This window comes from Flavobacterium haoranii (assembly GCF_009363055.1).
Lineage (GTDB): Bacteria > Bacteroidota > Bacteroidia > Flavobacteriales > Flavobacteriaceae > Flavobacterium > Flavobacterium haoranii.
Map to the genome: position 1 here is coordinate 533,107 of NZ_CP045292.1, position 12,945 is coordinate 546,051.

The 12,945-nt window shown below is 31.0% G+C and carries 8 protein-coding genes; all 8 read left to right on the plus strand.

The window, feature by feature from the left end; translation table 11 throughout:
* Positions 1–47: 47 nt before the first annotated feature.
* Complete coding sequence (locus tag GCU34_RS02635; RefSeq protein WP_152378345.1) at positions 48–965, plus strand: ligand-binding sensor domain-containing protein; 918 nt, start codon at positions 48–50, stop codon at positions 963–965.
* A gap of 347 nt (positions 966–1,312) precedes the next feature.
* Positions 1,313–2,794: a helix-turn-helix transcriptional regulator gene (locus GCU34_RS02640; RefSeq protein ID WP_152378346.1), complete on the plus strand. Its 1,482-nt coding sequence runs from the start codon at positions 1,313–1,315 to the stop codon at positions 2,792–2,794.
* A gap of 251 nt (positions 2,795–3,045) precedes the next feature.
* Entirely contained in the window at positions 3,046–6,045 is a 3,000-nt protein-coding gene (locus GCU34_RS02645; protein WP_072785328.1) for a SusC/RagA family TonB-linked outer membrane protein, read from the plus strand.
* Between the two features lie 11 nt (positions 6,046–6,056).
* Complete coding sequence (locus GCU34_RS02650) at positions 6,057–7,535, plus strand: RagB/SusD family nutrient uptake outer membrane protein (protein ID WP_072785326.1); 1,479 nt, start codon at positions 6,057–6,059, stop codon at positions 7,533–7,535.
* A gap of 51 nt (positions 7,536–7,586) precedes the next feature.
* A complete protein-coding gene (locus tag GCU34_RS02655) occupies positions 7,587–8,474 on the plus strand; it encodes a LamG domain-containing protein (RefSeq protein ID WP_072785325.1) in 888 nt (295 codons plus the stop codon).
* Positions 8,475–8,526: 52 nt separating this feature from the next.
* Positions 8,527–9,894, plus strand: a complete 1,368-nt coding sequence (locus GCU34_RS02660; protein ID WP_072785323.1) for a glucoamylase family protein — start codon at positions 8,527–8,529, stop codon at positions 9,892–9,894.
* A complete protein-coding gene (locus GCU34_RS02665; RefSeq protein ID WP_072785321.1) occupies positions 9,894–10,589 on the plus strand; it encodes a carboxylesterase family protein in 696 nt (231 codons plus the stop codon). Before GCU34_RS02660 ends, GCU34_RS02665 begins: the two co-directional genes overlap by 1 nt.
* 25 nt (positions 10,590–10,614) lie before the next feature.
* Positions 10,615–12,924, plus strand: coding sequence for a beta-glucosidase BglX (bglX, locus tag GCU34_RS02670; RefSeq protein WP_072785320.1), 2,310 nt, complete (start codon positions 10,615–10,617; stop codon positions 12,922–12,924).
* Positions 12,925–12,945 lie beyond the last annotated feature (21 nt).

Here is a 12,945-nt window from a genome sequence, read left to right on the forward strand (position 1 = left end):
GATATTTACCTTACTTCATTTATATTTGATATAGATTTTTACACATTATGTTGAAAAGAACTTTCCTTTATATATTTTTTCTGTTTTTTACTTTAGTAATTAAAGCACAAGAAGTTTTACCATTAGTAAAAAATTATACTAAGCAAGATTATAATGGTGATAATCAAGTTTGGAATCTTACTCAAGGAAAAGATAATGCTATGTATTTCGCTAATAATGGTTTTTTATTGCGATATGATGGTGTTAAGTGGGAAAAATATACATTACCAAATCAGTCTATAATTCGATCAGTTTACTCTTTTGAAGATAAAATTTATACAGGATCTTATAATGAATTTGGATATTGGAAAAGAGTAGACGGAAAAATGGTTTATACTTCTGTTTCTGGACCAAAAAAAGTTTTCAAAAATTACACAAATAGTGAAGAAATATGGAAAATATTTAACGTTGGTAAAACTTTGTATTTTCAATCTTTTAATGAACTTTTTGTAGATAATGGTAAAGCAATTAAGAAGATTAATTTTCCTTCACAAATTTCCTATTGTTTTGTTTTAGACGATGAAATTTATGTTGCAACCGTTAGAAAAGGTGTTTATAAGTTTAAAAATAACGATTTTCAAAAAGTTGATTATTTTTCTGCAGTAGATGATAATATTGTCCACGGTATTGAAAAGAATGAAAACGATATTTATATTTTCACCCAAAAAAATGGTGTTTTTATTAGTAAAAATAATGGAAATGCGATTCCTTGGACTCATGATATCAACGAAAAATTAAAATCTCAAATTGTTATTTCTGCCAAAATTTTAGATCATAAGCTATTTATTGGAACAGCTTTTAACGGATTGTATGTAGTTGATTTAAATTCGCAATATTTCTACAATATCAATAGGTCAAATGTTTTAAAAAATAATTCAGTTTTAAATGTATTTGCAGATAAAGAAAAAATATTTGGCTTGGCTTAGATAATGGGATTTCTCATATTGTTCAAAATTCTCCCTATAAAATTTTTGCTGATTATTCAGGCCAATTAGGAACAGTTTATGCGCTTGCAAAATATAATAATGGATTTTTAATTGGATCAAATCATGGTGTTTTTGAAGCTAATGATAAAAAAATTAGACTAATTCCAAATTCTCAAGGTCAAGTTTGGAATGTTTTAAAAATCAATAATGATTATATAATTGGACACAACGAAGGAACTTTTTTATATGCCAATGAAAGTTATAAAAGGATTAATGATTTAACTGGAGGTTGGAAACTACAAAAAGATAAATATTCAAACGATTATATTCAATCAAATTATACCGGATTGTATAAATATGTAAATGGAGATTTTTCTAAAGCTATTAAAATTAATGATAGAACAAAACCAGTAAAGGATTTTCTACAAATAAGCGAACACATTTTTATTTATACCGATAGTTATCGAGGTTTATTTAAATTAGAATTGAATCGCGATAACAGTATCAAAAAAATTACAAATCTTTCAGAAGAAAATAAAATTGATAATGATTATAATGTAAAAATGTTTCAATATAAAGGGACTGAATTATTTTATATTAACAATTCTTGGTACTCTTTAGATATTGTAAACGACAAATTAATTTTAAATGATCAGTTTAATAAAGCTTTTAAAAATGTTCAAGAGCTTATAAGTATAGATGATAGTCATTTTTTAATAAATAAAAATGGAGTTCTATACATAATTAACCAAGTTAAAGATGCTTTTGTTTGGACTCCAATTCCCCTAGAGTATTATCAAGGAAAGCTAATCAATAATGAAACAAAGATTTTTCAATTAGATAATAAGTTTTTGGTAAATATGGATGATGGTTTTTTAATGATAGATTCTATTCAAACGAAAAATCGCAACCAAAAAATTAGAATTGAAGCCTTTAATTCAGAAAATGGGATAGTTAATGAAGGTGATAATATTTCATACAAAGAACAATTAAAAGTATATGTTATTTCCGAATATTTTGGAAGCAATAAAACACTCTTATATTATAAAGTTGACGATGAAGAACTACAAACTCTAGAAAATGGATTTATTGATCTAAAAAATTTATATAGTGGTAGCCATACAATAACCATTTATAATTCAAATGATGGTGATTTTAATAAAATAGCAGCATATAGTTTCAATGTTCTAAATCCTTGGTATTTTTCATTTTGGATGAAATTGGTATATTTCTTATTAATTTCAGGTATATTTTATTTGTATTATAAATGGAATAAAATAAAGTATTATCAAAAATTAAAGCTTAAGGAAGAGGAATTACGACATAAAAATGAAATTCTTCGTTTAGAGATTGAAGCTGATAATAAAATTAAACTTCAAGAATACGAAAAACATTTACTTGAAAATCAAGTACAAGTGAAAGCAAATGAATTGGCAAGTAAGTCTTTATCTATCGTGAAACAAACAGAGTTAATAGAAAGTATTCAAAATATTTTAGATACAGAAACTACTACATCAAGTTTAAAGAATAAAATAGGTAAAGCGATAAAAATCAATTCATTAAATAAGAACGAATGGAAGTCTTTTGAAGATAACCTACTTAAAAGCAATGAAGATTTTGTCAAAGAATTATCAAAACGATATCAAAATCTTACTTCAAAAGATATCAAATTATGCATCTATTTAAAGATGAATTTATCTTCCAAAGAGATTGCTCCTTTAATGAATATAAGCTATAGAGGAGTCGAATTACATCGTTATCGCTTGCGTAAAAAGCTTGATTTAGATCCATCAGTTAACCTAAATTTGTTTATGAATAATATATTTTAAGTGATAATTTTTTATTAAAATATTATTTTTTTATAGCTTTTTTTTACGTTTTTATAACACATCATTAATACATCAAATTTATATTTAATAACACTCTTTTTGAGTGTTATTTTTTTATGTAAATAATTGATATTAAATACTTTAAATAAAATATGATGTGTTTTGATGTAGTAATGTAGTGTAATAAATAATTGTTAATACAACGTTGTAGTTGTAATTTTAGCCTATAAAACCTTAACAAAATTTTACAAATGAGACAAATTTTATTATTTATTTCATTACTCATTTTACCATTTGTTTCTTTTTCACAAGAGATAAAAGGTAATGTAGTGGATGATCAAGGTAATCCCTTAATAGGTGTTACCATACATGCCTCTCAATCTGATAAATATACCACAACAGATTTTGACGGTAATTTTGCTCTTGAAGCAAAGCAGGGTGAAGATGTTGTTTTCACTTTTATTGGTTTTGAAACATTAACAATGAAAGCTGCTCAAAATATGCAAGCAGTATTAAAGGAAAGTGTTACACAACTTGAAGACGTGGTAATGATTGGTTATGGTACTGCAAAAAAACGAGATTTAACTGGTTCAATAGTTAGTATTAAAGGTGAAGAAGTAGCTGATAAACCAAATAACAATGTTCTTAACTCATTACAAGGTAAAGTAGCTGGTTTACAAGTTGTGAATTCTGGGCAACCTGGTTCTGAACCAGATGTACGTATTAGAGGAACTATCAGTTTGTATCAAACTAAACCTTTGTATGTAGTTGATGGTATTTTTACTGATAATATTGATTTCATTAACCCTAGTGATATTGCATCATTAGAAGTTTTAAAAGATCCATCTTCATTATCAGTATTTGGTGCTCGTGGTGCAAATGGTGTAATTTTAGTTACAACTAAAAGAGCTAAAACAGGTGAGACTTTAATTAATTATAATACTTCAGTTGGTTTTAAGAGTATTACAGGACAACCTGATATGGCAAACGCTTCTCAGTTCAAAACTTTATATGAGATGCAAAGAGAAAATCAAGGTATAGCTCCTTACTCTTATTATAATTTATATGCTGCCGATACTGATTGGGTTGATACTATAGCTAATGATAATGCATTATTCTATAATCATAACATTTCATTTTCTAACTCAACAGAAAATAATAAAATATATGCTGGTTTTGGATATTCAAACGAAGAAGGTTTAGTAAAAAATGAATTATATAAAAAATTCACAGCTAATTTAAATGATGAATTAACACTTAAAAAGAATTTAAAATTAGGTCTTAATTTAAACTTTTTAGATGCTCGTTTACCAAGATTAGGCAATTTTACTAGTGCAATAAATTCAACTCCAATTGTTGCACCTTATAATAATGCTTTAGGTGTATATAATCAATTACCTACTGAAATGGGAGGTGCACAATTAGGGAATCCTCTTTTAGAAGTGGAAGGTAAAAATGGTACACAATTAAATAGAGATACTCGTTTTGTAGCAAATGTTTATGCAGAATTAAAATTTTTAGAACATTTTACATTGAGAGGAGCTTATTTAGCTGATTTAGATTATAATAAAGGTAGAGGATATACTCCCGTTTTTAATGTTTATGCTGCAGAATCTGACGACTTAACGGCTTATGGATCTAATTTATTAACAAAAGTTAATCAATACAGCAATTATAAGCAAAACTTACAGCAAGATTACACATTATCTTATAAGAATACTTTTGGAAAGCACAATGTAACTTTATTAGCAGGTCATACTCGATATGAAGAATATTTTTCTGCTATGAGTGGTACTGTTTCTCAATATGCACCAAATTATAATGCAGATGGAGTGGATACAAATCAAATTCCTAATGATCCAAGATGGTGGTATTTAAATGTATTTCCATATGGAGATCCTACAACTAGATTGTCAAATTCTTCTCAATGGGATAGAGCTACTTTATCTTATTTAGGTCGTGTTCTTTATAACTATGACGGAAAATACATGGTTAATGCTTCGTTAAGACGTGATGATTCTTCAGAAATTAGAAAAGCACAAAACTTCTGGGCTGTTGGTGCTGCTTGGGAAATTTCTAAAGAGAATTTCTTTAAAAATGATTATGTAAGCTATTTAAAAATAAAAGGCTCAATAGGTGAACAAGGTAATCAATTTACATCATTACATTATCCAACTTATCCACTTTATGTATCAGGTCAAAGTGCTGTGTTTGGTGAAAATCTTGTTCCTGCAAATATTTTAGCTTACAGAGTTAATCCAAATTTAAAATGGGAAACAGTTTTCTCAAAAGAAATAGGATTTGAAGCTACTGCTTTTAATAACAAATTATCATTAGAAGTAAATTATTATGATAAAACTACTGATGGTTTATTGGCATATATTACTACTTCAACGGATGAGTTTTATGGTAACGTAGGTGAAGTTAAAAATAATGGTTTTGAGTTTGTTGCTTCTTGGAAAAATGAAGTTAACGACAAATTTAATTATTCAATTTCAGGGAACTTAACTACGATGAATAATAAAGTAGTGAGTTTATATGATGATGGGTTTGACTATTTTTCTAACCCTACTAGAACTATTGCAGGACAACCTATTAGTTCTTTTTATGGTTATATTGTAGAAGGTGTTTATCAAACTGAAGCAGATGTATTATTATCGCCTACAAGTAATGTTGGAAATTATGGAGTAGGTGACTTAAAATTCAAAGATGTAAATGGTGATGGTATAATTACTGCTGACGATAGAACTTATATAGGTAATCCAACTCCAGATTTTACTTATGGTTTTTCAGCTAATTTAAATTATAATAATTGGAGTTTAGGATTAGATTTTCAAGGTGTTTATGGTAATGAAGTTTATAGAAATTGGGGTAATGGTTCTACATATGCTCAATTTAACTATAGAACAGCACGCTTAAATGCATGGAACGGACCAGGAACTTCAAATTGGGAACCTCAAGTTAATGATGCCTCTGGTTATAATTCAATGGCTTCTACTTACATGGTTGAAGACGGTAGTTATTTACGTTTAAGAAATGTTCAGTTAGCATATAATTTTAATGCTTCATTTTTAGATAAATTAAGTATTAAGAGTTTAAAAATGTTCTTAAATGCTCAAAATATGGTGACTTGGAGAAATAATTCAGGATTTACTCCAGAATTTGGTGGTAGTCCAACTCAATTTGGTGTAGATAATGGTTCATACCCAATTCCAGTTATTACTACTGTAGGTTTAAATGTTACTTTTTAATAAAATTGATTATGAAAAATATAAATAAGATAAAATTCTTTGCTTTAGCTTCTTTACTTGCATTAGGAGTAGCTTCATGTGATGATGATTTTTTAGATAGAAAACCATTAGGTAATGCCGCAGCAGGTGATTTACCAGGTGGTGGTTTTGAAGAAAGAACATTTGGTCTATATGGTTTAATGAGAACTTCTGATGGGGTTACAAATATTCCTAGATTGTTCTTTCAAAGTATTCGCTCAGATGATGCTATGAAGGGAAGTACTTCTTCTGATGCTTCTTTACAAGGAAATATTTTTGATGGTTTTCAATATAATGCAACAGAGACTTGGATTACTCTAGCGAATTGGAAAGGACATTATAACGTTATTTTTGAATGCAATGATATTATTACTGATATTGATGCAATTGAAAATCCAGATAATGCAACCCTTGGTTTTAAAGCAGAAGCAATGGCACTGCGTGCATTCTGTTATTTCGATTTAAGAAGAGATTTTGGTGAAGTTCCTATTATCCTTAATAAAGTTGAAGTTCCTTCTGATGGTATTGCTCCTAAATCTACAGTTGCTCAAGTTGATGCTCAAATAATTAGCGATTTAGAGTTTGCTAAAGATTACTTGCCAACGGCTTGGTCTGCTTATCCTGGTAGAGCAACAAAAGGTTTCGCACAAACATTATTAGCAAAATTATATTTATATCGTCAAGAGTGGCAAAACTGTATTGATCAATTAAACGATGTAATGACTTATGGTTATGCTTTACATAATGATTTTGTTGAATTGTTTTTACAAGATGGTGATAATTCAACTGAGTCTGTTTTTGAAATTCAATTTTTGCGTTTAGCAGGAGTTAACTATTCAAATAATTATTGGGAAGTTCAAGGAGTACGTGGTACAGGTTCTTGGGATTTAGGATGGGGTTTCAATGTTCCTACTCAAAATTTAGTAGATGCTTTTGAAACTGGAGATCCTAGAAGAAATGCAACTATTCTTTATTCAGGTCAAGGAGATGGTTATGGTTTAACAGTGCCAGATTTTCCTCCATTAGCACAACCTTATTGGAATAAAAAAGCATATAGTTTACCAAGTGAAAGATCTCAGTTTTCTGAAAATAAAAACCATTGGGCAAATATCAAAATTATGCGTTATGCAGATGTTTTATTAATGTATGCTGAAGCATTAAATGAATTAGGACAATCTTCAACAGCTATTGATTATATCAACCAAGTTAGAGCTAGAGCTAGAGGAGGAAATGTAACAGTATTACCAGATGTAACATCAACAGATCAAGCAACAGTTAGAGATGCAATTAAGCACGAAAGAAGAATTGAGTTTGCTATGGAAGGTGAAAGATTCTATGATTTAGTTCGTTGGGGAGATGCTACTACAGTTTTAGGACCATTGGGTTACCAAGCTAGAAACGAGTATTATCCAATCCCTCAATCTGCTATAGACCAGTCTGGTGGAGTTTTAATTCAAAATCCAAATTATTAATAATTGTTTTGGAACAGTTCTTTGAGCTGTTCCAATTTAAAAATATTCATTATGAAAATAAATTCAATTGTTTTATCAAAAGTAAGCGTATTTATTGCGACAACTTTTTTATTAGTTGGATGCCAAAATATGGATGAACCGGCTTTAGGAGACTACCCAACAGACGAGGCAAATATTCCTGCAGGAGATTTAAGATTTTTTGTTCCTTTCGATAAGGAGGCAGATTTAATCAGATTTAAATTTGCAGAAGATTTATCGGGATATCCTTGTTTTACACCTGATAATTCTGTTTCTCAAGAAGAAGGTGTTAATTCTGGAGCATTCAAAAGCGGAGCTTCAGGTTCATTTTTGAAGTATTTAAATGCAAATGACTTTGCAACTGTTGCAGAAAGCTTTACAGTTTCTCTTTGGGAAAAAAGAGATGGACAAACAAAAAATAATACAGGTGCAAATGGTCCTGAGTATCCTTTTAGTTTTACAGTTAAGAATGGATATCATTGGTCAGGTTCAAATTTCTTTTTATTATTAGAAGGAGATAATTCTGGATGTGCTGTTAAAGTTGTTGTAGCAACTGGTGATAATGGTTCAGGTGCAGCTTCTGCAGATACATGGTTAACTTGGGAAGGAGCAGCATCAATTCCTGGGTTATTAGATAACGAATGGCATCATTTAGTATTTGTTTACGATGCAACAACTTCTGGTTTAACGTTTTATAAAGATGGTGTTGCAATTGGTACTAAAACTTGGGGAAGTCATGGACCAATTAATTTCATGAATTCAGCTGTAACAAGCTTCAGAATTGGTTGTGGTCCAGGGTCTAGTTTTACTACTGGTGATTGGTTATCTTCTTCATGGAAAGGAAGTTTAGATCAATTTAGATTGTATGCAACAGCATTATCTGCAAGTGAAGTACAAGATTTATATACCAATAATAACTAATTATAATTTTTTAGCCTGTCATCATTGGCAGGCTAAATTTTAAAATTTCAAAATGAGAATTTTAAACTACATTTTTATTTTTTTGCTTTTTTCTTCTGTAAGTTGTTCTGATAATAGTGGAAATAGTGATGGTGCAACTACTCCAGAACCAACACCTTTATCGGATGACGAATTAATGAATTTAGTACAACGCGATGCTTTTAAATATTTCTGGGATTACGCTCATCCTAATAGTAAGTTAGCTAGAGAACGTTACGTTGTGAATGATCCTGCTTTCGATCAAAATATCGTAACTACTGGTGGTTCAGGTTTTGGTCTTATGACAATTTTAGTTGGTATTGAAAGAGGTTTTGTTCCTAGAACAGAAGCTGTTGCAAGATTAACTACAGCATTAAATTTTTTAGAGAATGCTGACCGTTTTCATGGAGCTTGGCCACACTGGATGGATGGAAATACAGGAAACGTAATTCCTTTCGGAACAATGGATAATGGAGGAGATTTAGTTGAAACTGCTTTTTTATGTGAAAGTTTTATTTGTATTCGCGAATATTTCAAAAATGGAAATACTCAAGAGCAAGCATTAGCTCAAAAAGCAGATGATTTATGGAAAGGTGTAGAATGGTATTGGTATACCAAAGGGGAAAATGCATTATACTGGCATTGGTCACCAAATTATGAGTGGCAAATGAACTTTAAATTAGAAGGATATAATGAATGTTTAGCAGCTTATATTATGGGAGCAGCTTCACCAACTCATAGTATTCCAAATGAAGCCTATCACCAAGCTTGGGCTAGAAATGGTGCCATCGTAAGTTCTGGAACTAAATTTGGAATTCCACTTATTTTTAATCACAACGGAGCAAATGGAACTGTCGGACCTTTATTTTGGGCACATTATTCGTATTTAGGCTTAGACCCAAGAGGTCTTTCAGATCAATATGCGAATTATTGGAATTTAAATAAAAATCATACAGAAATTATCTACCAACATTGTGTTACAAACCCAAACAATTATACAGGTTACAGCAATAAATGTTGGGGATTAACGGCTAGTTATACGCGTAATTCTGATGGTTCTACAGGTTATACTGCACATCAGCCAAGTAATGATACTGGTGTCATTACACCTACAGCAGCATTATCGTCATTTCCCTACACACCAACAGAGTCTATGCGTTTTCTTAGATATTTATACGAAGAAAAGAAAGATCAATATGTTGGCGTTGCCGGACCTTATGATGCGTTTTCACCTAAATACAGTTGGGTAACTCAAAGATTTTTGGCTATCGATCAAGGTACAATTGCACCAATGATTGAAAACCATAGAACTGGATTATTATGGAATTTATTCATGCAAGCGCCAGAAGTAAAAACAGGTTTACAAAACTTAGGATTTTCATCAACTCAACACGGATTTTAATGAGAAAAATTATTGCCCTTATTGCCCTATTTTTATTTAATGATATTTTAGCTCAAGATGTATCTGCCAAATTTGAAACCTCGATTTCAACAAATTATTCGTATCAATATGCTTTGCATAAACCTAAAGGAAAAGAGAAAAAGCCATTAATCATTTTCCTTCATGGTTCTGGTGAAAAAGGAGAAGATGTAGAATTGGTAAAAGTTCACGGTCCGTTTAAGTATTTAAAAACGCACGAAATTGACGCTTATGTTTTGGCACCTCAATGTCCAAAAGAAGTGTATTGGGAACCAGAATCTTTGTACCAATTAATTCAAAAAATAATCAAAGATAACAAGAACATCGACGAATCAAGAATTTACCTAACCGGTTTAAGTATGGGAGCTTGGGGAGCTTGGAATTTAGCTTTTGCGCATCCAGATATGTTTGCAGCTTTGGTACCAATTGCTGGTTTTGTAGATCGTGTACCTATGATTGAAAACTGTAAAATTGGAGAAATCCCAACGCGTATTTTCCATGGATTAGTTGATGATGTAGTCGATGTACGCTATTCGATTGATATTTATAAAAAATTAAAAGGTTGTGCCAAAGATATTGAGTTAACCATTTTTGATGATGCTAATCACGATAGTTGGTCAAGAGTGTATGATAATCCAGAAATCTATGAGTGGATGTTAAAACAGAAAAAGAACTAAAACCAGAATAAATTAAAAATTACCAATGAAACTAAGAACAATTAGTCTTTTTGTGGCAACAGTTTTGCTTTCAACTGCTACTTTTGCTCAAAAGAAAAATAAACAAAAAACAATTCCTTCAAAAGACGTTTTAGTAACAGAGTTGTTATCTAAAATGACTTTAGAAGAAAAAATAGGTCAGTTAAATTTACCAAGTGCTGGTGAATTTACAACTGGTCAAGCTACCAATTCAGATATTGGTGGAAAAATTGAAAAAGGATTAGTAGGAGGATTATTCAATATAAAATCAGTAGCACGTATTAGAGATGTGCAAAAAGTTGCTGTAGAAAAAAGCCGTTTAAAAATTCCATTGATTTTCGGAATGGACGTCATTCATGGGTACGAAACTACGTTTCCAATTCCTTTGGGATTATCATGTAGTTGGGATATGAATCATATTAAAACATCGGCTCAAATTGCAGCTAAAGAAGCAAGTGCTGATGGAATTAACTGGACATTTTCTCCAATGGTTGATATTTCTCGTGATCCACGTTGGGGTAGAGCATCAGAGGGTTCAGGTGAAGATGCATATTTAGGAAGTCAAATTTCTAAAGCAATGGTTCACGGTTATCAAGGGAATAGTTTAATGGACAACAACACTATTATGGCTTGTGTAAAACACTTTGCTTTATATGGTGCGCCAGAAGCTGGTAGAGATTATAATACGGTTGATATGAGTCACATTCGTATGTATAACGAATATTTCCCACCTTATAAAGCGGCTGTTGATGCCGGTGTTGGTTCAGTAATGGCGTCTTTCAATGAAATTGATGGTGTTCCGGCGACAGGAAACAAATGGTTAATGACTGATGTTTTACGTAACCAATGGAAATTCAATGGTTTTGTGGTAACAGATTATACAGGAATCAACGAAATGATTGAGCATGGAATGGGCGATTTACAAGCGGTTTCTGCTTTAGCAATGAATGCTGGAATTGATATGGATATGGTGGGTGAAGGTTTCTTAACTACACTTAAAAAATCTGTTGAAGAAGGAAAAGTTCCAATGGCACAGTTAGATGCTGCGGTTAGACGAATTTTAGAAGCTAAATACGATTTAGGTCTTTTCCATGATCCGTATAAATATTGCGATGTTAAACGAGCTAAAACTGAAATTTTTACAAAAGAAAATCGTCAAATTGCGCAAAATATTGCTGCTGAATCTTTTGTATTGTTGAAAAACTCAAAATCTGTTTTACCATTACAAGCCAATCAAAAAGTAGCATTAGTTGGTCCTTTGGCAATTGCTCAAAAACACATGCCTGGAACTTGGAGTGTAGCAACTAATTTCGATACGCCAATTACCTTAAGAACAGCTTTAGAAGCTAAATTAGGTCAAGCCAATGTAAATTATGCTATGGGTTGTAATTTTGATTATGATCCGGCATTTGTTGAAAAAGCAGGTTTCTTCGGAAAACCATTGCCAAGCGATAGTAGAGCGAAAGAAGTGCTTTGGGCAGAAGCTTTAGAAGCTGCTAAAAAATCGGATGTTATTGTATTTGCAATAGGTGAAGGTGCAGAATTAAGTGGAGAATCGAGTAGTAGAACCAATCTTCAAATTCCGCAAGCACAAAAAGATTTATTAAAAGAATTGAAAAAAGCGAACAAACCTATTGTTTTGGTTTTATTCAATGGACGTCCTTTAGCGATTACAGAAGAAAATGAATTAGCAGATGCTATTTTAGATGTTTGGTTCCCTGGAACTGAAGCGGGTCCTGCTATTACTGATGTTTTATACGGAACAGTAAATCCTTCAGGAAAATTATCAATGACATTCCCTAGAAATGTTGGACAAGTGCCTATTTTCTACAATCATAAAAATACAGGAAGACCTTTAAGTTTAGAAAAAACACAAAAAGGTGAATTCGAAAAATTCCGTTCTAATTATTTAGACGTTCCTAACACACCATTATTCCCATTCGGATATGGTTTAAGTTATACTTCTTTCGATTATTCTAACTTTAAAGTCTCGTCAAATACGTTATCAAAAGGTGGAAAAATTACCGTTTCTGTTGATGTGAAAAACACTGGGAATTTTGATGGTAAAGAAGTTGTACAATTATACATCAGAGATTTAGTAGGTTCTGTTACAAGACCTGTTAAAGAATTAAAAGGTTTCCAAAAAGTAGCTATTAAAAAAGGAGAAACAAAAAACATCAGTTTTGAATTGACTGAGGAAGATTTAAAATTCTATAATTCTAATTTAGATTTTGTTGCTGAAGCTGGAGAATTTGAAGTTTTTGTAGGAACCAATTCGGATACCCAAATGAAATTAAAATTTGAGTTAGTAAAATAAATTGTTTAGTTTAAATTGAAA